Genomic DNA, 25,867 nt, shown 5'->3' with positions numbered 1-25,867 from the left:
CGAGCAATCGCAAACAACTGAATAAGCTGCTGTAGCACAGTCGGTAGTGCGTCGCATTGGTAGTGCGGAGGTCACGGGTCCGATTCCCGTCAGCAGCTTTGTAAATTGTTTGTGGCGCTTAATACAAGCTGCTGTAGCACAGTCGGTAGTGCGTCGCATTGGTAGTGCGGAGGTCACGGGTCCGATTCCCGTCAGCAGCTTTTTTCATATTTGAAACAGAGCTGTCTGGAAAAGTCCAGACAGCTTTTTTTCTGGGGAGGGATTTTATGAATTACCGTCTGACCTTACAATATGATGGAAGCCGTTACGACGGCTGGCAGAGACAGGGCAATACGGAAAAGACTATTCAGGGAAAAATAGAAGAGACTTTGACCAGGCTTCTGGGCGAGACGGTGGAGATCGACGGGGCCGGAAGAACCGATGCCGGTGTTCACGCTCTCGGGCAGAGCGCGAATTTTCACACGGACCGGAAACTGGATCCGGAGAAACTCAAAGCCGAACTGAACACTTATCTTCCAGAAGATATCGGCGTGGTCCGGGTGGAGGAAGTGCCGGAGCGTTTTCACAGCCGCCTGAACGCGCTGGGAAAAACCTACCGTTACCGGGTGGCCACCGGCGAGGGGAAAAATGTTTTTGAGAGGAAGCAGATCTATCCGCTCAATCAGCCTTTGGATGTGGAGGCCATGCGCCTGGGAGCAGCCCTTCTGGTGGGAGAAAAAGATTTTCGCGGCTTTTCTTCTATGAAGAAGACGAAGAAGTCCACCGTCCGCCGTCTGGAGTCTGTAAAGATCCGGGAACTTCCGGGGGAAGTGGAGTTTGATTTTACGGGAAACGGTTTCCTCTATAATATGGTGAGGATTCTCACAGGCACCCTTCTGGAGATCGGAATGGGAAAACGGGAGCCGGAGAGCATCGGGAAAGTCTTTCAGAAAAATGACCGGAACCTGGCCGGATTTACAGCCCCGGCGAGGGGCCTTATGCTGGTGGAGGTTTTTTACCCGAAAAACAGTTGAAAATAGTGGTTTGAAAGGCTATAATAAAGAGTATTCTGCTCACAAAGCAGAAGCTGTATGGAGAAACGAGCAAAAAGAAAAGGAGAAATACATGCAGAAAATTCTGAATTTGATCACAGAAGAAATGATCCAGGCTTTTCAGAAGGCTGGCTATGACGAGAAATTCGCCAAAGTCACCCTGTCCAACCGGCCTGATTTATGTGAATATCAGTGTAATGGAGCCATGGCGGCTGCTAAAACCTACAAAAAAGCCCCGATTATGATTGCCAATGCGGTGGTGGAAGCATTTTCCGGTTCGGAAATCTTTTCAGATATCCAGGTTGTGAATCCGGGCTTTATTAATCTGAAGCTGAACCCGGAGTTTCTGGCTGCGTATCTTGATAAAATGCAGGCAGACGAGAATCTTTCCGTGGAGAAAGCCAAAGAGCCGAAAAAGATCATCATCGATTACGGCGGACCGAACGTGGCAAAACCCCTGCACGTTGGTCATTTAAGATCAGCCATCATCGGTGAGAGCATCAAGAGAATGGGCCGTTTCTTGGGCCATGAGGTCATCGGAGACGTGCATCTGGGCGACTGGGGCCTGCAGATGGGACTCATCATCGTGGAGCTGAAAAAGAGAAAACCGGAGCTGGTTTACTTCGATGAGAGCTACACCGGCGAGTACCCGAAGGTGGCTCCCTTCACGATCAGCGAGCTGGAGGAGATTTATCCCGCGGCCAGCGCTTACTCCAAAGAGCATCCGGAATACAAAGAGGCGGCCATGCAGGCAACCTACCTTCTGCAGCACGGCCACAGAGGCTATCAGGCCATCCTGAAGCATATTATGGAAGTTTCCGTGACGGACCTGAAGAGAAACTACGCAAATCTGAACGTTTCCTTCGATCTCTGGAAGGGCGAGTCCGACGCACAGCCCTACATCCCGGGTATGGTGGAAAAAATGAAAGAGCAGGGACTGGCTTACGAGGATCAGGGCGCTCTGGTTGTTGATGTCAAGGAAGAGACCGATACGAAAGAAGTTCCGCCCTGCATGATCCTGAAATCCGACGGAGCATCTCTTTACACCACGACAGATCTGGCTACCATCGTTCAGCGTATGGAGGACTATCATCCCGATGAGATCCTCTACGTTGTGGACAAGCGTCAGGAGATGCATTTCATCCAGGTATTCCGCTGCGCGAGGAAAGCTGGTATTGTGGATGAAAATACCAAACTTTCCTTCCTGGGCTTCGGTACGATGAACGGAAAAGACGGCAAGCCCTTCAAGACCAGAGAGGGTGGCGTGATGCGTCTGGAGAACCTGATCCGCGATATCGACGAGGAGATGTACCATAAGATCATGGACAACCATGAGATCGACCCGGAGGAAGCAAGAGCGACCGCCAAGATTGTAGGCCTTTCCGCCATCAAATACGGCGATCTTTCCAACCAGGCCAGCAAGGATTATGTCTTTGACCTTGACCGCTTCACTTCCTTCGAGGGAAACACCGGTCCTTACATCCTGTACACGATCGTCCGGATCAAATCCATCCTGAACAAATATCAGCAGGCTGGAAACAGCCTGGAGGGAATCTCCATCCACAAGGCAGCCAACGATAGCGAGAAAGCACTGATGCTTGAGGTTTCCCGTTTCAACAGCGTGATGGAGAATGCCTTCGAGGAGATCGCGCCGCACAAGATCTGTTCTTATATTTACGATCTTGCCAACGCCTTCAACCGTTTCTACCATGAGACGAAGATCCTTTCCGAGGAAAATGAAGAGCAGAAAGCTTCCTGGATCGCCCTTCTGAGACTGACCAGAGACGTTCTGGAGAAGTGCATCGATGTGCTGGGCTTCTCTGCACCGGAGAGAATGTAATAGATAGAATTGCGGGAGCTGCTTTGCAGCAGAGTAATTTTTGAATGTTTGTTAAGCGCCTTATCCTGTTTTGCCGGGTAAGGCGTTTTCTTCATGTCTTGTGCAAAGCGACGAAATACTTTGTTCAAGCGTAGAAATACACAGTCCGGAAATTGCTGAAATTCGTGCAGTCTGCGAATGGACAAAAAATACGCAATGCGGTATAATGGCGGTACACGAAAGGGAGGTGCTGGAATTGAAAAGGGGAACCATGATCGGCGGAACCTATCAGGTTCTGGAGCCTCTCGGGAAAGGCGGCCAGTCGGAGGTCTGGCTGGTTCTGCACAAAAGAATCTGTAGCCTTCTGGCGCTGAAAAGAATTCCTTTAAGGGCCAGGTGGCCCAGAGGGGAGTTGGATTATGCCAGGCATCTGGATCATCCCGGCCTTCCGAGGATTTACGATGTCTTTGAGGCGGAGGGCTATATTTGTATCGTTATGGAGTATCTGGAAGGAAAGACGCTGGAACAGTTGAAGCAGGAAAAAGGGAGCTTTTCGGAAAAAGAGCTGTTGCTTTGGCTGAGACAGCTTTCGGAGATCCTGGAATATCTTCATTCCCGTACACCGCCCCTGATTCATGGGGATATCAAGCCCTCCAACCTGATGATCGGGCCCGGAGGCAGGCTGGTTCTTCTGGATTTTGGAGCCTGCTTGAGCCTTGGAAAGGAAAAAAGGGAGCGGTACGGGACGAAAGTCTTTGCTGCCCCGGAGCAGCTGGATGAAAAGCTGGAGCTGGATATCCGCAGTGATTTTTACAGTGCCGGGAAGACTTTCCGCTTCTTAAGCGGGGGAAAAGAGAGCCCTGGTTTCCGGAGGTTTCTGGATATCTGTATGCAGGAAGACCGGAGCCGGCGTTTTTCGGACGACAGGAAGCTTCAAAGAAGGCTTCTTAGGGTTTGCCGAAAGGGTAAGAGAAACTGCCTTTTGTTTTCTTTTCTCGCAGTATTCCTGTTGTTTTTTGGAAGTATCATACACATTCGCCGTCAGAACCGGACGGCGGAAGAACAATATCAAATCTTAATGGAGAGCAGCCAGACAGAGGAGCTGGTGTCTGCGATCCGCCTGTTTCCCGATCGGGAAGCGGCTTATCAGAAACTATTGCAAATTGATCTTTTGGATCAGGTATTTACCCGGGAAGAGAGCCGGAAACTGGAGGAAATTCTTGGTTCCTGGGGCGAAAAACTGGAAAAGGAGGCCTATGGGGACCTTGCTTATGAGCTGGGAATCGCTTACTGGTACTATTTTCAGCAGGCAGAAGGAAAAAACTATGCGGGGGTCTGGTTTGAGCGGGCGCTGGAAGGCGGCCTGACGCCGGAAAGACAGAAAAAGGCAAAGATCTATAGAGAACTGGGGAGCTACTGCGAGAAAAAGACCCGTCAGGAGCTCTCAGGGGAGGGCGCGCTTAACTGGAAGGGTTTCTTTGAGGCAATCTGCGCGTGCTGTGTGGAAAACAGCCAGGAAAGTGTCCCTGCGCTCCTGCGGGAACGGCTTCAGGAGGAACTTTTGTCGCTCTGCTACGACGGACTTCTGTATTTCCGGGACAATGGAATCACGGAAACCGAGCTTCAGGAGCTGGTAGAGGAACTGAAAAACATGGCGCCGGGGAAACAGGCGGAAGCCTTTTCTGTCACAGAGGAGAGTGTTCAGGCGCTTTATGCGGGGCATACTTTTACAGAAGAAGGAGGAAGAAAAGATGAAAAATAAAAAGTGGATGACGGCGGCCTGTACGGCGGCGCTCCTTGGAGCTCCGCTGCAGAGTTTGTCCTTTTTGGGAGATAATTACTTTCTGGAGAGCAAAGGAAGCGAGGAGCAGGGCGCTTTGGGAGAAGAGACAGAGAGTGAAAGTGAGACGGAAACGGAGACAGAGAGCGAGTCTGAGACAGAAACTGAGAGCGAGACAGGAACGGAGTCTGAGAGTGAGATTGCGCCAGTGGATGGAGAAGAAATGGACACGAAATCGGTTACGAAAGCACCAGCGGAGAGTGAGACGGCTGCGGAGTCCGTAGAGACAGAAGCAGCAGAATCTGAGAGTGAACATGCGACGGAAGCACCTGCGGAAGAAATGACGGAATCCGAGGTGGTTACGGAGGGTGAAAGGGAGTCGGAGGTAATGTCAGAGCAGGAAACGGAAATGGGGTCGGAGGATATTACGAAAGATGAGACAGAGGCAAATACGGAAGCCGGGACTGAGCCTGGGGAGTCGGAGAGGGAGACAGGTAGCAAAGAAAATACAGAGCCAGTTACGGAGCCGATGGAGACTGAGTCCGAATCCGAGACAGTGTCTGAGCCTGTAGAGACCGAAACTGTCACGGAAATTCCAACGGAGCCTGTCACAGAGCCCGTGACCGAAGAACCCGTCACAGAACCGGCAGAGACAGAAGTGCCTACAGAACCTGCGGAAACGGAATCGGAGACAGAAGTAGTCACGGAACCCGTAGAGACCGAATCACCTACAGAACCCGCGGAAACGGAGCCTGTGACAGAGCCGCCCACCGAACCTCAGCGTCGTCTGATCGTCGAGCAGATTGCGGTGAATCTTCCAGGCGGGGAGAAGGTATACGACGGAACGAGCCGGATTCCGCTGTCTGTGAAAACCAGACAGGAAGGAAAAGGCAGAGTAGGCCTGGAAATTTACGGCGAGGCGGAGTCTGCAGATGCGGGAGTATGGAAAGTAAAGCCGGTGACTGTCCTCACAGGAACAGACGCAGGAAAATTCGAGCTGGAACTTCCCAGGGGAGAACTGACTGTCCGCATAAAGAAACGGTCGCTGACAATCTGTATCAGCGATGCGCTGAAAGAGTACGGCGCTCCTTTCAGCATCCAGGGACTTCAGTTCAAAGAACGCAGTCCGGTGCAGGTGAGCGGCTTTGTGAGGGATGGTGTGCCAACTTCCGAAGCACCGGCGGGCTTTGAGGCCCCGGGCATTGATTTTGATCTTTCGGTGATCCGTACCGACAGCCCCATGTACCAAAATGGCGAGCTCATCACCTATGCGGGAGCTCTTGTGCCTGCGAGCAGGGGAGACGGTACTCTCACCGGCAATGCCACAGAGAATTATTACTTTGATCTTTCTACTTGCCAGAAAGGCAGCATTACCCTTGTGGAGGGAAAAAATCCTTCCTACCAGGTGGAAGTCCGGAATGGAAAGGGCTTCTATGACAAAGACGGTATTTTCTGGGTGTCAAAGGGGAGCGTGCTCCTGGCAAGGCCGGACAAAGGCAGCGGTTTTAATCAGCCCATCCTTTCCGATGCGGTGACAGAAGCGGGAGAGTGGGTCTTTGCTTTAGAGAGAAGAGACCGGGATGGCAGCCTCCTGGCCAGCTCCGCTAAGAATGGTTTCCGCTACCGTATCGATGACCGGCCGCCGGAGATGAAGCTTACCGGGGATGCGAAAAGCGCGGGTGGCCGGATTTATAAGAGAAACTGCCAGCTTATGGGAACAGAGATTGTGGACAAAGAAAGCGGTCTGAACACCGTGGAATACAGCGTCGCTTTTCTTACAGAAAAAGGAAAAACACAGGACTATCGTCCCTATCAGCCGGGGAGCGCTATTGCGCTGGAAGAGGAAGGAACCTGGCAGGTTCTTTTCCGGCTGCGGGATCAGGTGGGGAATGAGCGAAAAGTAACTTCACAGACTATCGTTATCGACAGGACAGATCCTGTCGTTTCGGTACAGGGAGTGATGGAAGGAAAATCTTACCAGAAAGAAGAAACGGTGGCGGCTTTTGTGGAGGATGAAAATCTTTCTGCAAAGACAGCAGTTTGCGAGGTAAAAGATCAGTTGGGGAGAACAGTTTTCACCCCGGCCAGGGAAACAGAGAACGGAAAAAAGCTTTCCTATGACTTTTCTACGGCCCGGCTGGCGGACGGCAGTTATACGCTTTTCGTGCAGGCAGAAGATCTGGCGGGGAACCAGACGGAAAAAAGCGTATCGTTCCGGGTGAACCGTTCCGGCTCCCTTTATACGCTTTCTTCAAGGACAGCCGGAATCGGTACGACCTACTACATTCGAAATGCGGAAAATCTGGAAGTGACGGAACGGAACAGGGATCAGCTTTCGAAAAAAGCCATCGTCTGCGTGAAGGACGGAAGCTTTCGGATCCTTCAGGAGGGGCGGGATTACCAGACCACAATTCAGAAGGTAGGAGAGCGCTGGCTTTACCGCTATCAGATCTTCCGGAAGTGTTTTCTGGAGGAGGGCGTCTATACGCTGGCCTTTCAGTCCCTGGATCAGGCCGGGAATCAGAGCGATAGCCGGGAGAAAAATACGTTCCTGGAGTTCTGTATCGACAGAACCGGCCCTGTAAGCTTTCTGACGGGCCTTCCGGAGGATCTGGAGCCGGGAGAGGCAGAATTTACCATTCAGGCCAGAGACAACGGCAAACTGGCGTATATGGAGCTCTGGAGGAATGGAGAACGGCTGTTTCGGACAACAAGAGAAAAAACGGAGGTGGCTGTGGAACTTTCTGGAACGACAGATTTTCGGATTCTGGCTGTGGATCAGGCTGGAAACGAGAGCTGGTCGGAGAATTATCGGGTCTATGTGGGAGCGGAAGGAAAGAAACAGCGGCAGGAGGAAGATCCAAAAGAGATTAAGACAGAAGTCTGGGGATTAAACCGGGCGGGAGCAGAAACGGAAATGGAAGAAACCGGTGAGATCAAAACGCTGATTCAGAGAAAACGGATGGAGCTGGCGGCAGGAACAAAAATATCCCGGGGCAGTCAGACGTTGGATGAGGTGGAAGAACTCTGCTCCGGAGACGGCTGGTATCTGAAAGAAGCGGGAGCACCAGAGAAAACGGGAAACGATCGTTCCGAAGAGACAGAAGAAGTGCTGACAGTCCTCTCAGAAGAACAAGAGGCAGAGACAGAAACTTCCGGTTTGAAAAAAGGAGTGTGGATCCTGGGGCTCCTTACGATGTGGATGGGAGCGGTTTCCTGGGTTATCCGGAAATTTCAGTGAATGGATTTTCATAAGAAATTATGGTATGATAGGCAGAAAAACGAAAGGAATTACGAGATTGAAAAAACTATCTGCCTATCAGGTCCTGGAGATTCTTTTTCCAGTGGCTTTTCATTACGGGATGATGCTTCTCGCGGCGATGCTCACAGGAAATTTTCTGGATGCGGCTTCCCAGACTACGCTGGCAGCTCTTCTGGCCCTCCCTTTTCTATGGATGCTTTATAAAAAAGAGCCGAAGCCAGAAAAAAAATATTCCCGCCGTTCCCTCTGGCTTCTGCCTTTTGTGGGAATGGCCGGGAACACCCTGTTTTCTTTGATTCTGAATGTGGTTCACCTGACGGAGCATTTTTCCAATGCCTCCCAGGAAGCGCTCTTTCAGAGTAACCTGCTGGTCCAGATCATCGGAATCGGTCTTTTTGTCCCCTTTGTGGAAGAACTGGTCTTCCGGGGACTGGTGTACGGAAAAATGAGAAGACTCTTTTCTTTCCGGGCGGCAGCCGCGGTCAGCGCAGCGCTTTTTGCCCTTTATCATGGAAACATCGTTCAGCTGGTTTATGCCTTTCCCATGGGACTTCTTCTGGCCTGGTCCTACGAACGCTGGGGAAGTCTTTCAGCGCCGGTGCTCCTTCACATCGGAGCCAATCTTCTTGGGATTCTGGAGACGGTGATCAGGGGTTTTTCGATTCGGTGATGTGCTCCATGCCCTGACTTAAAATGCTGTGGACATGTTCGTCGAGCAGGGAATAAAAGATGGTTTTTCCCTCTCTGCGGAATTTTACAAGACGGCTCTGCTTTAAGATCCGAAGCTGGTGGGAAATGGCGCTCTGGGTCATGTTCAGAAGCTGGGCCAGATCGCAGACACACATTTCGTGTTCCAGGAGAACATAGAGAATACGGATCCTGGTGGAGTCGGCAAAGATCTTAAAAAGTTCGGACAGAGCATAAAGCTCTTCCTCGGCAGGCATATTTTCTTCCACTGCCTTTATGGTTTCAGGATGAGCATGGATGAATTCACATCTGGGGACCTCATCCTGGAGTTCTTCTTTTGCTGCCATGGAAATCCTCCTTTCAAAGCTGCAACTGCTTTTATTATAAGAAAAAAAAGGGATTCTGTAAAGAGATGATTCATTGCCCTTTTTCAGGCAGTATGCTAAAATAAAAAGAATAGCTGTAACTGTTCCATACTTTTACAGTTACGAATAATCGCGAAAACAAGGAGAGGAAAAATGAATATTGTAGATATGCATTGTGACACCATAGGACGGTTTTATTTTTCAGGAGAAAAAGGGGAAACAAAAGAGGGACTTCTTGAAAATTCCTTTCAGGTAGATTTGAAAAAAATGAAAAAGGGAGAGTATCTTTTGCAGAATTTTGCCATGTTCGTGCCGTTTGGCGAAGTGGAAGATCCCTTTAAAACGGCAATGGAAATGATAGATCTTTATTACTGTGAACTGGAGAAAAACAGTAGTCTGATCGCACCGGTATTTTCTTTCCGGGATATTATGAAAAACAGAGAAGCAGGGAAAATGAGTGCTCTTTTGACCATCGAAGAAGGGGAAACGGTGCTGGGAAAACTTTCCTATCTGAGAGATTTTTACCGTTTAGGCGTGCGGATGATCGCACTGACCTGGAATTTTGCCAATCAGATAGGCTGTCCGAATATGCATCCCGAATGTGAAAAGACCGGAAAAGGCATAGAACTTCGGACGGAAAAAGGCCTGACGCCTTTTGGGATCGAGATGATCCAGGAGATGGAACGTTTGGGAATGATCGTGGATGTTTCTCATCTTTCCGACGGAGGTTTCTGGGATGTGTACCGGCATACAGAGAAGCCTTTTGTGGCCAGTCATTCCAATGCTGCCTCCGTGCAGAATGTCTGTCGGAACCTGACAGATGAAATGATAAAAGCGCTGGGAGAGAGAGGCGGTGTCTGCGGCCTCAATTACTGTATGGATTTCCTGACCTGGGAAGCAAAAAAGATGGATACGGAGCAGCTCCTTGGCGTGATGGCAGAGCATGTCCGCCATACAGCAGATATCGGAGGTGTGGAGGTCTGTGCACTTGGCGGTGATATGGACGGGATCGATCCGAATCCGGCCATTCCGGATGTGTCTTTTGTTCAGCGTCTGGTACCTGCACTGAAAAAGAAAGGCTTCCATGAGAGTGAGATCGAGAAAATCTTCAGCGGAAACGTCCTGAGAGTTTATCAGGAGATCCTGAAGTAGGGGGGGCAGCAATGAAAACACAGGCAAAAGATATGACAAAAGGGCATCCCGGCAGACTTCTGCTTCAGTTTGCACTGCCGTTGATGCTTGGAAATATATTTCAGCAGACGTATACCATGGTAGATACGGCGGTTGTTGGCCAGCTGGTGGGAGTGCATGCGCTGGCGGCCCTGGGCTCGGTGGACTGGTTTAACTGGATGAGCCTTGGGATCTGCTCCGGCTTAAGCCAGGGCTTTTCGATCATGATCGCCCAGCAGTTCGGAGCAAAAGAGTACGAAAAAATGAAAAAGACGGTGGGAGCTTCTCTGATCCTGGCAGTGCTTTCTGCAATCGTGGTGACGGTTGTCTTTCTGCTTTCTGCCGCTCCTGTGCTGCGTCTTATGGGAACGAGAGAAGAGATCCTTGGCGATGCGCTTCTTTATGTCTACATTATGTTCAGCGGGATCCTCATTGTGATGATCTATAACTGGATGTCCTCTGTGCTCCGGGCCATAGGAGACAGTACGACGCCGTTGATCGCCATGGGAGTGGCTTCTTCCAGTAATGTAGTACTGGATCTTCTTTTTGTGGCAGTCTTCCAATGGGGAATCGCAGGTGCGGCAGCAGCAACGTTGATTGCTCAGGGGATTTCCTGCATTTACTGTTTTTTGAGGATGAGGAAGGTTTCTCTCCTTCGTCTTTGCCGGGATGATTTTTCTGTGAAACCGGAGCAGGCGAAAGAACTTTTCTGCCTGGGTATGCCTATGGCTGTCCAGAATATGATCATTTCCATTGGCGGCATGATCCTTCAGTCGATCGTCAATGGCTTTGGTGTGGTGTTTGTGGCTGGCTTTACGGCGACCAACAAGCTTTACGGACTCCTGGAGATCGCAGCCGTTTCCATGGGCTTTGCGGTTTCTACTTACGCAGGACAGAATCTGGGAGCAGGAGAACATGAACGCATTAAAAGCGGTGTACGAAAAGGCGCTGCCATGGCGGCAGTGATCTCTGTGGTGATCAGTATGGGGATGCTCCTTTTCGGCAGGAAGATCACAGGGCTTTTTGTGGATCATTCCAGTCCGGACGCGGGTGAAGTGCTGAACTATGCTTATCATTATCTGGTGGTGCTTTCTCTGTTTCTGGTGATCCTTTACTGCCTGCATATTTACCGTTCGGCCCTGCAGGGAATGGGAAATACCATCATTCCGCTGATCTCCGGTTTTGTGGAGCTTGCCATGAGACTGCTGACAGCCGTTTTTCTGCCGCGGTTTGTTGGAGAATATGGAATTTATTTTGCTGAGGTGGCAGCCTGGACAGGGGCAGCCGTGCTTCTGGTCATTGCTTATCAGAAGCAGATACATAGCCTCCTTGCGAAAAATATCCGTATAAACGGGGGAGAGTTGTAATGTTTTTGGATGCTTATATTCTGTTATCGATCTTGATCGCACTTATGGATCTGTATCTGGGAGTATTATCCATACGGAAAAACCGGACGACTGGGCGTTATCTGGGGCTTGCCTGTATCGGGGCGGCCATCGTTGATCTGAGTTATCTCATCAGTATTTTAAGTGACAGTTATCTCTGCATGTCAGTGATGTCCAGTATTTATTTTATAGACATAGATTTTATGCTGTTGAGTTTTGTGGCTTTTACCGTGTATTTCACAAAAGGAAGCTTTGTGAACTGGGGAAAAAAGCAATGCGTCTGGCGGTGTTCTATGCCGTTTTTGAGGTGATCGTTTTTTCTGTTAATCCGTTTTGTGAAATCACGGTTCATTATGTGAAAAGAAATACACAGATCGCCCAATATGCTTATCAGATGCTGCCTCTTTACTGGATGCATCTGATTTTTTCCTATACCATGGTTGCAGTCGTCCTGCTGCTGTTATTAAAAAAGATGAAGCGGACGCCCAGATAATAAAAAAAAGAGCAGAAGATCTGCTTGGAAAGATGCAGGAAAAGGATGGGATCGCTTTGCAGGATTTCCTGGAGCACTATCAGCTGGAACTCCATCTGGAGGAAAACGAAAGCAGTTCTCTTCAGTTTTATGTAAAGGACGGTGAAGAAGAACGGCCGCTCCGATGTGACATTCGCAGACTGAGGAATGAAAAAGGACAGCATTTGGGACAGCTGTTTGTATTTTCCGATGCAGCACTGGAGACAGATCTTCTCACCGGTTTCCAGGAATGGGAAAGTTTCCAGCGTTTTGTGAAGGAAAGAAAGGATTCCCTTCCTCCTTCTACAGGGATCGCCATGTGTGATATCAATGGGCTGTCTGTTATCAACAGCACCATGGGAACACAGTCGGGGGATCAGAAGATCCGGCATCTGGCAGAAAGTATGAGAAAATGTTTTCCGAAACAGACGTATTATGTGCGTGGAACAGAGGCGGCACTGATCGCCTTATGCAGTCACAGCAGCGAAGAGGAAATGCGGAGCCTTTCGGCGGAGGTGGAAAAAACAGAAAACGATGTTCATTCTGTTTTTTACAGCAGCTATCGACTGGATGAAGACATGAAGATCCTGTCTGTGGATGATGCTTTTGAAACTATCACCGGTTACAGCAAAGATGATATCCGGAAAAAGCAGTTCTTTCAGGTTGATCTGATACCGGAGGAAGAAAGGACCGAGTATCTTTGTAAAGTAAATGCAGAGCTGGCAAAGTGCCCGGTGGTTTATCTGGAACATAAGATCCGGCGGAAAGACGGAACGGATAATTTTGTCTTCTGTTATGGCAGGGTTTACTATGATTCTGCTGCCCGCTCTCAGCGTTCTGAGATCACGATTGCGGATATCAGGCAAACGTATTCCATGAAGCGCTTGCTGGATGCGGAGCAGAACCGGGCCAAGATCTGTCTGCATTACTGGGAGAGGACTTATCGAAAGGATTCCTTGACCGGGCTTCTGAACCATGCGGCTTTCCGCAGTGATCTGGAACTGAAGCTTCTCCAGGGAAAATGCAGGATCGTGATGCTGATGATGGATATGGATCATTTTAAGGAGTATAACGATACCTACGGTCATCACAATGGAGATAAATATCTGATCCTGATGGCACAGACTCTGGAAGCGGCACTCAGAAAAGAGGATCGTGCCTGCCGTATGGGAGGAGACGAGTTTGCGGCTGCTCTTCTGTTTCAGCCGGATGTCAGCGAAGAAAAGATCCAGGAGCGGGTACGGATGATCTTCGATAAGATCAATCTGACACTGAAAGCTGTGGAAGGCGGCAGCGGACTTTCCATGGGTGTTGCTTTTGCAGAACCGGAGCTCACCTTTAACCAACTCTATGAACTGGCAGACAAAGCCCTTTATCAGGCGAAAGAAAGTGGTCGGGGACGCTGTGTTTTTTATAAAACGAGGGGATAGATGGATTAAGAAGATGAAAAAAACAAAATACATTTTTGCGGCAGTGGCGATGTTATTACTTCTTATCGTTATCAGTAATCCGGAGTGGAAGTCAAAGAAAAATAATTTTCAGGATAAAGATCGAAACATCGAAATCGAAACGCAGAATTTAATAGAGGAGAAAACAGGAACTTATCAAGGGTTTACGGTCGATCTTATAGATATGGAACTGATAAAAAATTTAAAAGAGAAGGGGATTTCTCAAAAAGACTGTCAGGTATCCGGAGTTATCGATGAGGAAGGAAATGTGATTCCGGATGAATTAACGGGAAGCAATTCCTTATTGTTGGTACGTTTTAAAATTTATAACGAAAATGGAGTGGGACAGGCAGGTGAAAAGTATCTTCTTTTGAATGGAGCCTTTCAGTGCGAAGCGCTGCTGGATAAAAATATCGATTCTCTGCCATCTGTTTTACTGCAGCCTCATGGGCCGGAAGGGGCTGATGGAAAGGATGTGAATCGGCTGTACCTGGATAAAAAAGCAATCGAGGAAAATGAGAACCGGTTATTTCTGGAAAAAGGCGAAGAAGCAATTTTTACGCTGGGAATGCTGGTGAGAAGGGAGTGGCTGAACAAAAAATCAGATGCCCGTCTGATTTTATTCCCGGGAAATATGGACGGCGGCCTGGTATTTCAGATATCAGAAGAGGATTTACTATGAAGATGATAAAAATAGAGCTGAAAAAAGCATTTACCGGAAGCAGATTCTGGCTGGCATTTTGTATCGGACAGTTTTTAGGGATATCCAGTATTTTAACGGTGTACCGTTCCTGGTTAAGCCAGAGAGACTATATACAATATTGGGAAAACCGCTTCCCGGTCAGACAGGCCTACACACTTTATAATGTCTGGATGTTAAATGAACAGCTTAGCATCGGACGCACGCTCTTTTTCTTCTGGCTTCCATTTCTGGCGGCTTTTCCTTTTGCAGCTTCTTATTATCAGGAAGAAAAGAAAAAACAGCTTCGTCTGGTGTTGGTGAGAACCGGGAGAAGAGAATATTTCCGGGCAAAATACCTGGCTGTTTTTCTCAGCGGTTTCGTTGTAATCAGCGGAACACTGCTTGTGAATCTGGCAATATCAGCTGTATTTTTTCCATGGGAAAAGCCGCTGCCTTTTTATCCATATTTTAATATTCTTGAAAATGATTTTGGGGCTGCCATTTTTTACAGTTATCCATCACTTTATGCAGGAATGTATATTTTGATTGAGGGAATTTTTGGCGGCTTACTTGCAAACTTTGTGTTTGTCTGTACCATGTATGTGAAGAATCAGTTTATTTCTTTTGGAATTGTTTTGCTGGTTTATGTGGGAGCCGAAGCAATCAAAAATATCCTGTTTGTAGGAAATTTAAAAGCGCAGGAAATATCTGTTTATGGTTTCTTAAGAGGCTCCGGTTATGTGAGAAACGGATGGATCATACTGGGAGAAGGGCTTCTTTTCCTGCTTATTCAACTGGTACTTGTAGAAAAACAGGTAAGAACATATGAAATATATTAGACTTTTGAAAATGGATCTCCGCTATTGCAAAAAACGAATCCTTATAGGCCTTGGCATCTCGGTAATCCTTGTCTTATTTTTGTGCGGGGGATATGAAACTTCCGTAAGATTTGGAATCCGGCAGCAAGGGATAAGCTCAACGGGGAGCGTTATGAATGTACTGGCGTATCTTCTGGCGGGAACCGAGTATATTCCTTCAACAGAAATCCGAATACCGGAATTGCCTTTGCGCTGGTGCATAATATATGTCTATGGATTGTATTTATTGTCAGATTTTCCTTTTCGCATGAAAGAAAAAATAGGTTCAGCGCAGATTCTGGCGTTACGTTCACAGACAGGCTGGTGGCTGGAAAAACTTTTCTGGACGTTTCTTGTGGCGATCGGCTATTTGATAACCGTGACATTGACGATTATTTTGTTTTGTGTCTGGCGTGACATACCGCTCAGCCTGAAAATGAATCAGGAAGTATTTGCCTGGATGTATCCGTCCATTCAGGGGACGGTTCTGACTGATTTTTTCTGGATTTTTGGTTTGATCATCAGTCCAGCAATTACGTTTTTTATTTTGATTTTATTGCAGACAGCGACGGCTCAGCTGCTTGGCCCCGTAGGCGGCTTTTGTATGAGTGTCTCTCAGATAGCGGCTGCTATGGTATATCCGTCCGTTTTGCTGATAGCGAATCAGGGAATGGTGTTCAGAGATCAATCGCTTATAAAAACTGGTGTCAACAGAAAGGAAGGCTTGATGGTTCTGGCAGGAGTGGGAATTATCAGCCTGCTTTTGTGGGGATTGGCAGTCCGTGTAAAAGAAAACCTTCCAAAGGAGAGGGAAGATATATGAGTTTGAAAAAACTGGAAGTTCATCATGTCACAAAGCGCATACATGGAAATATAGTGCTGCAGGATATTTCCTGTACTTTCTTAGCGGGGAAAATCTATGGCTTAAAAGGAATCAATGGATCAGGAAAAACGATGCTCATGCGTTTATTGTGCGGTTTGATTCGTCCGTCAGAGGGAGAGATTTTCTATGATGAAAAGAAGTTGGGAATCGATTTTCGTTTTCCGCCAAGCGTTGGAATCCTTTTGGAAAATCCTTCTTTTCTGGATTCCTGTACGGGGCTGCAAAATTTAAAAATGATTGCAGATATCAATCAAAAAATTACGGAAAAGGAAATAAGAGATACTCTTTTCCGAGTAGGGCTTGATCCGGATGACCAGCGAAAATATAAAAAATATTCTCTGGGAATGAAACAGCGTCTTGGGATAGCGGCAGCTGTTATGGAAAAACCGGATCTGCTTATTCTGGATGAACCGTTTAATGCACTGGATACGTCCGGAATAGAAATGGTTTCTCATTTGCTGGCAGAAGAAAAGAAAAATGGAGCATTGGTGATATTCTCCTGTCATGATAATGAAGTTTTGAAGATGCATTCCGACCAGATATTGGAACTTTCAGAAGGGAGAATGGTGGGGGAATCTGATGAAAAGGAAAAAGATATTAGTTACGGGTGTGCTACTTCTGCTCGTTCTCTGGGGGATGCGGGTTTGGCGGGTAAATAAGAACTATCCGGATATTCCACAAAAAACATATGAAGCGGGAGAATGGGTAAATTTAAGCGGAAGCCAAATGGAGGAAAATGATAATCGGGACGGATATTATCTTCGTATTGACGAGAAAAGAATTCTATCAACAGATGAATACCTGAATCTGTACGCGGAAGTATCAGAAAAAACGGAATATGACGAACTGGCAAAGAATCAGAACCTGTGGAAGCCGGACAAAGTATATCTTCTTACAGTGACATTGAAAAATGAATCGGCTCATGAAAGCACCGAGAGAGGGATAAACTGGTCTTTTTTCTATCTGTATGAGAAGAACCGGGTGCTTGATTTTGAACCGGAATTATATGGATTTGCCAATAGAAGTGCAGAGGGAAGTCCGGCGTTATCGTTAAAGCCAGGAACAGAAAAGAAATTTTATCTTCCATACGGTGTGTATGAAGAACGCATGGGAAAAGATATCGGGGATTTGGAAAAGCTTCCTTTTCAACTGATTGTGTCTTTGTGGCCGGTTCGGAATCTTGTGAAAGTTCCTGATTAGGCGAAGAGTAGGTTTGTAGGTAATACCTATTTTGTAGATGCAGAAGGAAAAATGGTGACAAATACATGGATTCTTTCCTAATAATAAAAATAGAAAAGAACGGGAGGTTTTTACAATGAGCGAAGACAAAATTTTCTGCAAGGGCGGCGGCTGTACGGCGAAGCTGGGGCCGGAGGTGCTGGACCGGATTCTGCCGCTGCTGCCGAGAAAGCAGGACAAGGATCTTCTGGTGGGGTACGATCATGCGGATGACGCGGCTATTTACCGGCTGACGGAGGACCTGGCCATTGTGCAGACGCTGGACTTCTTTCCTCCGATGGTGGAGGATCCCCATGTGTTCGGGCAGATCGCCGCGGCCAATGCCCTGAGCGATATTTATGCCATGGGAGGGACGGCGAAAACGGCCCTCAATATTGTCTGCTTTCCGGAGAGTATGGATCTCAATATCCTGGGAAAAATTCTTACCGGGGGAGCAGAAAAGGTGGAGGAGGCGGAGGCCGTCCTGGCCGGGGGCCATTCCATTCAGGATGCGGATATCAAATACGGCCTTTCTGTCACCGGTGTGATCCATCCGGATCAAGTGCTGGCGAATCAGAACTGTCATCCCGGGGATATGTTGATCCTCACGAAACCTTTGGGTGTGGGTATTGTTTGTACGGCCTCCCGTATGAAGGATGTGCGGGAAGCGGATTATGAACTGGCGGTAAAATCCATGACTACGCTCAATAAATATGCTTCCGCTCTGGCCGGAAACTACGAGACTCACGCCTGCACGGACGTCACGGGCTTTGGTTTCCTCGTCCATTTAAACGAGCTTCTGGGCGAAAACTGTTCCGCCCGAATTTTCAGTGACGCGGTGCCCTTTATTCCGGGTTGTCCCGCCTATGTGGAAGAATTTTACATTACGGCAGCAGGCCAGAGAAACCGGAATCACATGAAAGGAAAGGTAGAATTTCAGAAGGAGTCTTTTTTCATGGAGGAGCTTCTCTTTGATCCACAGACCTCCGGCGGCCTCCTCCTGTCGGTACAAAAAGAGGATGCCGAAGGGCTTCTCTCTGAGATCCGGGACCTGGGCCTTCCGGCGGCCATCGTGGGGGAAGTGACGGAAAAAGAGCCGTTAAAGATCCTCGTGGAGTGACCTTGAGGAAAAGTTTTCAATAACGCCATTTACAGAAAATTTTTTTCGTAGTATAATCATCTACTGGACAGAAAAAAGCAACAGCAGTCCGGAGGGAATGTGGCCGGGCTGTCAGAGATAATACGGGCGGAGGTATCCTTCGTCCGCTTTTGCAGTAAAAGGAGATGCATAAAAATGACAAAGATTGATATTATTTCCGGTTTCCTCGGAGCTGGAAAAACAACTCTGATTAAAAAACTTCTGCAGGACGCTTTCAAAGGCCAGCAGATCGTTCTGATTGAAAATGAATTTGGTGAGATCGGTATCGACGGCGGTTTCCTGAAGGATGCAGGAATTGAGATCCGCGAGATGAACTCCGGCTGTATCTGCTGCTCTCTGGTGGGCGATTTCGGAACCGCGCTGAAAGAGGTCGTAGAGAAATATCATCCGGACCGCATCGTCATCGAGCCATCCGGTGTCGGCAAGCTTTCCGACGTGATCCATGCCGTAGAGCGTCTGCATGACCAGGATGTGGTGCTGAACAGCGCCGTTACCGTTGTGGATGTGCTGAAATGCAAGATGTATCTGAAAAACTTCGGCGAGTTCTTCAAGAATCAGGTGGAGGCTGCCGGAACCATTATCTTAAGCCGTACCGATCTTCCGAAGGCTACCGATGAGAAAGTGGAGACTGCCATTTCCATGATCCGTGAGCTGAATCCGGATGCCACCATCATCACCACTCCGGTGGAGCAGCTGGAAGGCAAGAAGATTCTGGACACCATCGAGGGCAAAAAGATCGATCTCTCCCATGTGGAGGAAGAGCACGAGGATGAGTGCGATCACGATCACGAGCATCATCACGACCATGATGAGGATCACGATCATGACCATCATCATGAGCATGACGAGAATTGCACCTGCGGCTGCCATGATCATGACCACGAGCATCATCACGACCATGACGATCATGACCACGAGCATCATCACGACCACGAGCATCATCATGAGCATGACGACCATCATCACGAGCATCATCATGAGCATGACGAGAACTGCACCTGCGGCTGTCACGATCATGACCATCATCACCACCATCATCATGCCGATGAGGTCTTCACCAGCTGGGGCAAAGAGACCGTTCGTAAATTCAGCAGAGCTGAGATCGAGGAGATTCTTAAGACGCTCTCCGAGGACTCTTCTTACGGCGTGATCCTTCGTGCAAAGGGTATGCTGGAGGATGAGAACGGTACCTGGACCTATTTTGACATGGTTCCGGAAGAGTATGAGCTCCGTGACGGCAATCCGGAGTACACCGGCCGTATCTGTGTGATCGGTTCTAAAATGGATGAAGCAAAACTGGAAAAACTCTGGTTTGAAAGAGGTTAATTATGGACGATTTTGAAATTTCAACACCGGTCTACCTGGTGGACGGAATCCTGGAGAGCGGAAAAACGTCTTTCCTGAACTTTACCATCCGTCAGGATTATTTCCAGGTGGATGGAACCACCCTTCTGATCAGCTGTGAAGAAGGTGAGGAAGAGTACGACGAGAAAGATCTTCTGAAATACCATACGGTTCTCGAAACCATCGAGGAGCCGGAGGATCTGACTCTTTCCACTCTGAGAGCCTTTGAGAAAAAATACCGCCCGGAGCGTGTGATCATTGAGTACAATCCGCTCTGGGGCGTCAATAAGCTGAGAGCCATGGAGATGCCTCCGGGATGGGGCATCTGCCAGGAGATCGTCATCATCGACGGCGGCAGTTACGAGATCTACCGCAACAACATGCAGTCTGTCTTCACCGAGATGGTGCAGGATGCGGATATGGTGATTTTTAACCGCTGTAAAACATCTATGTCTCTGGCAAACTACCGCCGTGGCTTGAAGGTGGTCAATCCGGCCTGCGATATCAGCTTTGAGGACGAGAACGGCGACCTCATCGATCTTTTCGAGGAGAGCATGCCTTACGATATGAATGCGGATATCATCGATATCGACGATGTGGATTATGGTATTTTCTACATTGACATGGAAGACAATCCGAAAAAATATGTGGGCAAGACCGTGCGTTTCAAAGCCCGGGCTATGAAGAGCCGGAAGGAAGAGGCAGAATACTTCGTTCCCGGCAGAAAGGCCATGACCTGCTGTGCGGATGATACTCGTGTCATCGGCTACATTTGCAAGACTCCTCTGGCAAAAACGCTCCGCCATGGACAGTGGGTGCAGGTGACTGCAAAGGTTGCCTTCGAGTATTCCAAACAGTATCGGGGCAAAGGTCCTGTTTTCTATGCTTCTGAGGTGGTTCCCTGCGAGGCGCCGGCAGAAGAGATGGTATATTTTAACTAAGCGATATGCCCCTGGAAGTAAAAAATATTTCCGGGGGTATTTTTTTACTGATTGTTTTTTTCAGAGGGATTTCGTATGATAGAAGAAGAACAGACTCATCGGAATTTTTTGCGAAGAGACCGGGAAAACCGCTGCTTTATGACCTTCCCGAACACGACGGAGGCCATGAAGATGGAGGCGGCCTGTCATGGGGCCGGGCTTCTGGGAAGACTGGTGCCGGTGCCGGGAGAGATCACGGCGGGCTGCGGCCTGGCCTGGATGGCGGAGCGTTCCTGGCGGGAAGAGATGGAAAAACTGGCGGTCCTTAATGGCGTAACCTACGAGGCCGTCTACGAAAACTGAAAGGATGGAAGAATAATGAAGATTGATGCAAGAGGAAAACAGTGCCCGTTACCTGTGATCGAGGCGAAAAATGCCTTAAAAGATGCGCCGGAGGGAGAAATCATGGAGATTCTTGTGGACAATGAGATCGCCGTGCAGAACCTGCTGAAAATGGCAGATCACAAAGGCCTGACGTCCAGTTCCACAAAGACCGGAGACAGGGAATATCTGGTGAAAATCGTGGCCGGAGCTTCCGGGGAGGAGGCCCTGAAAAAACTGGAGGAGGAAACTTCTCTGGAGCCGGAGAAAAAAGATGAGCGCCGCAGAGGCATGGTGGCTGTCATCAGTGCAGATCATATGGGAGAGGGCGATCCGGTTCTGGGTCATCTCCTTTTAAAAGGCTTTCTCTATGCGCTGACGCAGCAGGAGGAGCTTCCGCAGACCGTGTTATTCTATAACGGCGGCGCTTTTCTGACGACGGAGGGCAGCGAATCCCTGGAAGATCTCCGTTTCCTGGAGGAGAGCGGCGTGGAAATTCTCACCTGCGGTACCTGCCTGAACCACTATGGTCTGGCAGACAAGCTGGCTGTCGGTCAGGTGACAAACATGTATGAGATCGCGGAGCGGATGACCCACGCTTCCCTCATCGTGAAGCCGTAACCGGAGGAGAGAGGATGCAGAGAAAACGAGAAACACTGGTAGTTGTCCGGGGCGGCGGAGATATCGCCACCGGAACGATTCAGAAGCTCTGGAACAGCGGCTTTGGCCTGGTGATTCTGGAGACGGACCGGCCCACGGCAATCCGCCGGAAGGTGGCGCTTTCCCAGGCGGTTTACGAGGGGACTGCGACGGTGGAGGATCTCACGGCGGCAAGAATCGAAAGCACGGATGAGATAGAAAAAGAATGGGAAAAAGAACGGATTCCGCTTCTGGTGGATCCGGAATGCCGCTGCCTTGAGGATTTAAAACCGCTGGCCCTGGTGGATGCGATCCTGGCGAAGAAAAACCTGGGAACTCATCGGAAAATGGCAAAATACACCCTTGCGCTGGGGCCTGGCTTTACCGCGGGGGCAGACGTGGATCTGGTTATTGAGACCATGCGCGGCCATTCCCTGGGCCGGATCATCCGGGAGGGCTCTGCGATGCCGAATACAGGCGTTCCCGGCATCATCGCCGGTTACGGAAAGGAGCGGGTGGTTCATGCCCCGGCGGATGGGACGCTTCATATCCTCCATGACATCGGGGATTCTGTGGAAAAAGGAGAACCCTTGGGTCTGATCGGAGAGGTGAAAGTGCCTTCGCCTCTTTCCGGTCTTCTCCGGGGAATCCTTCCCGATGGCTTTGCTGTGACGAAGGGCCTGAAAATGGCGGATGTGGACCCGCGGCTTTCGGAGTACGCGAACTGCTTCACGATCTCCGACAAGGCGCGCTGCATCGGCGGAGGCGTGCTGGAAGGCCTCCTTTCTCTGATGAGGGAGGGAGAAGCGTGATCTATCTCGACAGTGCCGCTACCAGTTTTTTTCGGCCGCCGGAGGTGCTGGAGGCGGTGGCGGGGGCTATGACTTCCTTTGGAAATCCCTCCCGGGGCGGCTGCGGCCCTTCGCTTCTGGCTTCGCGCACGGTATTTCAGGCAAGGGAAGCGTTGAACCGGCTTTTTGACGGGGACGGACCGGAGCAGGTGGCTTTTACGGCCAATTCCACGGAGAGCCTGAACCTGGCGATCAAGGGGCTTTTAAAGCCCGGAGAGCTCGCAGTTTCCACGATAATGGAGCATAACAGTGTTCTCCGGCCCCTCTATGAGATGGAAGGGCAGGGGGCGAAGCTTCTGCTGGCGGGCTGCGATGAGAAAGGGCGTCTGCTCTACGAGGATCTGGAGGAAAAGATCCGCCGGGGAGCGAAGCTTGCCGTGGTGACCCACGCCTCCAACGTGACGGGAAACCGGAACGACCTTCGGCGGATCGGGAAAATCTGCCGGGAAACCGGGACGCTTCTTATCGTGGATGCTTCCCAGACGGCCGGAATTTTCCCGATTTCCATGAAGGAGGACAATATCGACGTGGTCTGCTTTACGGGCCACAAAAGTCTGATGGGTCCCCAGGGAACCGGGGGCTTGTGCGTGCGGAAAGGTGTGGAGATCCGGCCGTTGCTTTCCGGCGGAAGCGGAATTCTTACCTTTGAAAAAGAGCACCCTTCCGCCATGCCGGTGCGGCTGGAGGCGGGAACTTTGAACACTCACGGGATTGCCGGGCTTCTGGCCGGTGTCCGGTATCTCATGGAAGAGGAACGCTGGAAGAATTTTCAGGAGAAAGAATTGCGTCTCGCGGAGCTTTTTTACAGGGAACTGAAAGACTGTCCGAAATTCATTTTTTATGGGGATCCGGCGGGGGGACTTCGCGTGCCGGTCATTTCCCTGAATCTTAGGGAAGAGGATTCCGGCGAGGTCAGCGACTGGCTTTTTCATGAGTACGGGATCTGCACCCGCCCCGGCGGTCACTGTGCGCCGCTGATGCATGAATTTTTCCACACGGAGCGCCAGGGCATGGTGCGGTTCAGCTTTTCTCATGGAAACACAGAGGAGGAGGTGCGCCGGGCGGCGGCGGCCTTAAGAGAGATGACAGAGCAGTAGGTCTTTTTTGCCTGCTGCTTTTCTGTTTCCATCTTTTTGTTGACAAAAATTCTCAATAAGTCTATCATAGCTCTAGTATGTAAAAGGAGGGCAATTTTTTATGACTCTCGATACTGGAAAGATCAATGAGACCTACACCATTGAAAAGATCGATCTTCCGCTGAAGTTGGAAAAACGGCTGGAGGCCCTGGGGATGACGGAGGGAACTTCCATCCTGGTTCTCAATGCCAAGAGCCGGGGAACGCTGATCGTCAACGTCAGGGGAACCAGGTTCGCCCTGGGAAGAGGGATCACAAAACAGATTACGGTGAGGTAAAAGAGCATGAGAGAAGACTTGAGAATTGGATTTATCGGAAATCCGAACTGTGGAAAGACAACACTTTTTAATGCTTTCACCGGCGCGAAACTGAAAGTGGCCAACTGGCCGGGTGTGACGGTGGAAAAGGTGGAAGGAGCCATGAAGTACCATGGCCATGAATTTAAACTGGTGGACCTTCCGGGCACCTACAGCCTGACTTCCTATACGATGGAGGAACAGGTGTCCAGGCAGTATATTCTGAGCGATGAGGTGGATGTGATCATCGATGTGGTGGACGCTTCGGCGCTGGAGCGAAATCTTTATCTGACGCTGCAGCTTCTGGAGCTGGGCAAGCCGGTGATCATGGCGCTGAATATGATGGATATTGTGGAAAAAAGAGGCATGGAGATCGACCTTCATCGTTTTCCGGAGATGCTCGGAATCCCTGTGATTCCTGTTTCTGCGAGAAAAAGGGCAGGCCTTGACATTCTGATCCATGCGGCGGAGCATCATAAGGATTCTTCGCATCCGGAGGGGCTGGAGCACAACCATTCCGGCGTGACTCACCACAAACATAATCACCACAAGGACTACGCCATGGTGTATTCCGACGAGATCGAGGACAAGATCGATCAGATCAAGGATGTGCTGAAGGCAAACTATCCGGAAATTACAAACCACCGCTGGGTGGCGTTGAAACTTCTGGAGCAGGACCCGGAGATCACGGCAAAATATCCGGTGAATCTTCCAGAGGTACTGGACCGGAGCTATGAGACGGATATCATCAACCAGAAATATGATTTTATCCAGGAGATCGTGGAGGAGGTCGTGGTAAACAAGGCCCAGAAAGCGGAGCTGACCGATCATGTGGACCGTTTTCTGACCCACCGGATTCTGGGCATTCCCATTTTCCTCTGTATCATGGCACTGGTGTTTCTTCTGACCTTTACTGTGGGAGACTGGCTGAAGGGCTATGTGGAGCTTTTGATGGAGCTGATTTCCGGGACCGCGGGAGATGGGCTTACGGCCCTTCATGTCCGGCCGGAGATCATTTCTCTGGTGACGGATGGCATCATTGCCGGAGTGGGCGGCATGCTGACCTTCCTTCCGAATATTTTCATCCTGTTTCTGGCCCTGGCTTTTCTGGAGGACAGCGGCTATATGGCGAGAGTGGCCTATGTCATGGACGGCATCATGGGAAGGCTGGGACTTTCCGGCCGGGCTTTTATCCCCATGATTCTGGGCTTTGGCTGCAGCGTTCCGGCGCTGATGGCCTCAAGGGTGCTGGAAAATCAGAAAGACCGTTACCGGGTCATGCTGGTGACACCGTTTATGTCCTGTAGCGCGAGACTTCCGATTTATATTCTGTTTTCGGAGATGTTTTTTGGAAAAAAAGCCATGATTGCGGCTTATTCCATGTATGTCATCGGCCTTTTCGTAGCCATCGGCATTGCGGCGATCCTTCATCTGGCGGATAAAGAGGAAAATCCAAACATTCTTCTGATTGAGCTTCCCGAATACAAAGCGCCCAGCGCCAGGACTGTGGCCATTTATGTCTGGGAAAAAGTCAAGGATTTCGTCACCAAAGCGGGCACTACGATTTTTCTGGCGTCCGTTATCATGTGGTTCATTCTGAATTTCGGCCCCGGCGGCTACACCACGGAAATGGAAGCAAGTTTCGGAGCGGTTCTTGGAAAAGTGATCGTGCCCTTTTTCCAGCCTCTGGGACTGGGCTACTGGCAGATCGCCATGGCGCTCATCGCGGGAATCTCCGCCAAAGAGGTGGTTGTCACCAGCTGTGCCGTGCTGTTCGGAATCTCCAACATCAATTCCCTGGCGGGTATGGAGCTCCTTCAGGGACAGCTTGCTGCCATGGGCTTTGGCGGACTGAACGCCTACTGCCTGATGATTTTCTGTCTGCTCTACATCCCCTGCGCGGCAACCCTTGTTACGATTAAAAAAGAAATGGGCGGTTGGAAATGGGCGCTGAAAGCAGCGCTGTTTCAGCTGGGGACCGCCTGGGTTGTGACGCTGCTGGTGTATCAGATTGGAAGACTCTTTGTGGGCTGAGAAAGGATAA

The 25,867-nt window shown here is 49.6% G+C and carries 25 protein-coding genes, 2 tRNA genes and 1 pseudogene; 27 read left to right on the top strand and 1 reads right to left on the bottom strand.

Going from position 1 to position 25,867, the window contains the following annotated elements; translation table 11 throughout:
* Positions 1-25: 25 nt before the first annotated feature.
* From LKD71_RS04670 to LKD71_RS04640, 7 genes are all read left to right on the top strand, one after another.
* Positions 26-98: transfer RNA gene (locus LKD71_RS04670), tRNA-Thr, on the top strand.
* Positions 99-127: 29 nt separating this feature from the next.
* A tRNA-Thr gene (locus LKD71_RS04665) sits at positions 128-200 on the top strand.
* A gap of 66 nt (positions 201-266) precedes the next feature.
* Entirely contained in the window at positions 267-1,013 is a 747-nt protein-coding gene (gene truA, locus LKD71_RS04660; RefSeq protein WP_227614553.1) for a tRNA pseudouridine(38-40) synthase TruA, read from the top strand.
* 91 nt (positions 1,014-1,104) lie between these two features.
* A complete protein-coding gene (gene argS / locus LKD71_RS04655) occupies positions 1,105-2,871 on the top strand; it encodes an arginine--tRNA ligase (RefSeq protein ID WP_227614552.1) in 1,767 nt (588 codons plus the stop codon).
* A 235-nt stretch (positions 2,872-3,106) separates the two neighbouring features.
* Positions 3,107-4,612, top strand: a complete 1,506-nt coding sequence (locus tag LKD71_RS04650) for a serine/threonine protein kinase (protein ID WP_227614551.1) — start codon at positions 3,107-3,109, stop codon at positions 4,610-4,612.
* Entirely contained in the window at positions 4,602-7,871 is a 3,270-nt protein-coding gene (locus LKD71_RS04645; RefSeq protein ID WP_227614550.1) for an Ig-like domain-containing protein, read from the top strand. The genes LKD71_RS04650 and LKD71_RS04645 overlap by 11 nt, the downstream gene beginning before the upstream one ends.
* A gap of 25 nt (positions 7,872-7,896) precedes the next feature.
* Positions 7,897-8,562 carry a CPBP family intramembrane glutamic endopeptidase gene (locus LKD71_RS04640; RefSeq protein ID WP_227614549.1) on the top strand — a complete coding sequence of 222 codons (666 nt, stop codon included), beginning with the start codon at positions 7,897-7,899 and terminating at the stop codon, positions 8,560-8,562.
* Here LKD71_RS04640 and LKD71_RS04635 read toward each other — a convergent pair.
* Positions 8,540-8,926 carry an ArsR/SmtB family transcription factor gene (locus LKD71_RS04635; RefSeq protein ID WP_227614548.1) on the bottom strand — a complete coding sequence of 129 codons (387 nt, stop codon included), beginning with the start codon at positions 8,924-8,926 and terminating at the stop codon, positions 8,540-8,542. The two genes, LKD71_RS04640 and LKD71_RS04635, sit on opposite strands and share 23 nt — an antisense overlap.
* A 171-nt stretch (positions 8,927-9,097) precedes the next feature.
* On the opposite strand from LKD71_RS04635, the gene LKD71_RS04630 reads away from it, so the two are divergent.
* The 20 genes and pseudogenes from LKD71_RS04630 (at position 9,098) to feoB (ending at position 25,857) form a co-directional block, all read left to right on the top strand.
* Positions 9,098-10,096, top strand: coding sequence for a dipeptidase (locus LKD71_RS04630; protein WP_227614547.1), 999 nt, complete (start codon positions 9,098-9,100; stop codon positions 10,094-10,096).
* An 11-nt stretch (positions 10,097-10,107) separates the two neighbouring features.
* Positions 10,108-11,481 (top strand): MATE family efflux transporter, encoded by a 1,374-nt coding sequence (locus LKD71_RS04625; protein WP_227614546.1) that lies wholly within the window; start codon positions 10,108-10,110, stop codon positions 11,479-11,481.
* Positions 11,481-11,810 carry a histidine kinase N-terminal 7TM domain-containing protein gene (locus LKD71_RS18485; RefSeq protein WP_227614545.1) on the top strand — a complete coding sequence of 110 codons (330 nt, stop codon included), beginning with the start codon at positions 11,481-11,483 and terminating at the stop codon, positions 11,808-11,810. Before LKD71_RS04625 ends, LKD71_RS18485 begins: the two co-directional genes overlap by 1 nt.
* Positions 11,774-11,992: a hypothetical protein gene (locus LKD71_RS04615; RefSeq protein ID WP_227614544.1), complete on the top strand. Its 219-nt coding sequence runs from the start codon at positions 11,774-11,776 to the stop codon at positions 11,990-11,992. The genes LKD71_RS18485 and LKD71_RS04615 overlap by 37 nt, the downstream gene beginning before the upstream one ends.
* 32 nt (positions 11,993-12,024) lie before the next feature.
* Entirely contained in the window at positions 12,025-13,440 is a 1,416-nt protein-coding gene (locus LKD71_RS04610; protein WP_227614543.1) for a diguanylate cyclase domain-containing protein, read from the top strand.
* A 13-nt stretch (positions 13,441-13,453) separates the two neighbouring features.
* Positions 13,454-14,140, top strand: a complete 687-nt coding sequence (locus tag LKD71_RS04605; RefSeq protein WP_227614542.1) for a hypothetical protein — start codon at positions 13,454-13,456, stop codon at positions 14,138-14,140.
* On the top strand, positions 14,137-14,979 hold the full coding sequence (locus LKD71_RS04600; RefSeq protein ID WP_227614541.1) for a hypothetical protein: 843 nt from the start codon (positions 14,137-14,139) through the stop codon (positions 14,977-14,979). The genes LKD71_RS04605 and LKD71_RS04600 overlap by 4 nt, the downstream gene beginning before the upstream one ends.
* 151 nt (positions 14,980-15,130) lie before the next feature.
* Positions 15,131-15,820 carry a hypothetical protein gene (locus tag LKD71_RS04595; protein WP_227614540.1) on the top strand — a complete coding sequence of 230 codons (690 nt, stop codon included), beginning with the start codon at positions 15,131-15,133 and terminating at the stop codon, positions 15,818-15,820.
* Complete coding sequence (locus LKD71_RS04590) at positions 15,817-16,539, top strand: ATP-binding cassette domain-containing protein (RefSeq protein WP_227614539.1); 723 nt, start codon at positions 15,817-15,819, stop codon at positions 16,537-16,539. Before LKD71_RS04595 ends, LKD71_RS04590 begins: the two co-directional genes overlap by 4 nt.
* A 67-nt stretch (positions 16,540-16,606) precedes the next feature.
* Positions 16,607-17,080 (top strand): hypothetical protein, encoded by a 474-nt coding sequence (locus LKD71_RS04585; RefSeq protein WP_227614538.1) that lies wholly within the window; start codon positions 16,607-16,609, stop codon positions 17,078-17,080.
* Between the two features lie 6 nt (positions 17,081-17,086).
* A pseudogene (locus LKD71_RS18670) lies at positions 17,087-17,161 on the top strand (hypothetical protein); the annotation flags it as partial.
* Positions 17,162-17,195: 34 nt separating this feature from the next.
* A complete protein-coding gene (selD, locus tag LKD71_RS04575; RefSeq protein ID WP_227614537.1) occupies positions 17,196-18,218 on the top strand; it encodes a selenide, water dikinase SelD in 1,023 nt (340 codons plus the stop codon).
* A gap of 174 nt (positions 18,219-18,392) precedes the next feature.
* A complete protein-coding gene (locus tag LKD71_RS04570) occupies positions 18,393-19,583 on the top strand; it encodes a CobW family GTP-binding protein (RefSeq protein ID WP_227614536.1) in 1,191 nt (396 codons plus the stop codon).
* 2 nt (positions 19,584-19,585) lie between these two features.
* A complete protein-coding gene (locus tag LKD71_RS04565; protein WP_178045096.1) occupies positions 19,586-20,542 on the top strand; it encodes a TIGR03943 family putative permease subunit in 957 nt (318 codons plus the stop codon).
* 75 nt (positions 20,543-20,617) lie between these two features.
* Complete coding sequence (locus LKD71_RS04560; RefSeq protein WP_227614535.1) at positions 20,618-20,884, top strand: DUF3343 domain-containing protein; 267 nt, start codon at positions 20,618-20,620, stop codon at positions 20,882-20,884.
* A 15-nt stretch (positions 20,885-20,899) separates the two neighbouring features.
* Entirely contained in the window at positions 20,900-21,523 is a 624-nt protein-coding gene (yedF, locus tag LKD71_RS04555; protein WP_178045095.1) for a sulfurtransferase-like selenium metabolism protein YedF, read from the top strand.
* A 14-nt stretch (positions 21,524-21,537) separates the two neighbouring features.
* On the top strand, positions 21,538-22,353 hold the full coding sequence (yqeB, locus tag LKD71_RS04550) for a selenium-dependent molybdenum cofactor biosynthesis protein YqeB (RefSeq protein ID WP_227614534.1): 816 nt from the start codon (positions 21,538-21,540) through the stop codon (positions 22,351-22,353).
* Complete coding sequence (locus LKD71_RS04545) at positions 22,350-23,489, top strand: aminotransferase class V-fold PLP-dependent enzyme (protein WP_227614533.1); 1,140 nt, start codon at positions 22,350-22,352, stop codon at positions 23,487-23,489. Before yqeB ends, LKD71_RS04545 begins: the two co-directional genes overlap by 4 nt.
* Positions 23,490-23,589: 100 nt before the next feature.
* Positions 23,590-23,805: a FeoA family protein gene (locus LKD71_RS04540; protein WP_178046695.1), complete on the top strand. Its 216-nt coding sequence runs from the start codon at positions 23,590-23,592 to the stop codon at positions 23,803-23,805.
* A 6-nt stretch (positions 23,806-23,811) separates the two neighbouring features.
* Entirely contained in the window at positions 23,812-25,857 is a 2,046-nt protein-coding gene (feoB, locus tag LKD71_RS04535) for a ferrous iron transport protein B (protein WP_227614532.1), read from the top strand.
* Positions 25,858-25,867 lie beyond the last annotated feature (10 nt).

Source organism: Fusicatenibacter faecihominis (genome assembly GCF_020686945.1).
Classification (GTDB): Bacteria; Bacillota; Clostridia; order Lachnospirales; family Lachnospiraceae; genus Limivivens; species Limivivens faecihominis.
This window is presented reverse-complemented; position numbering and strand designations above follow the sequence as displayed.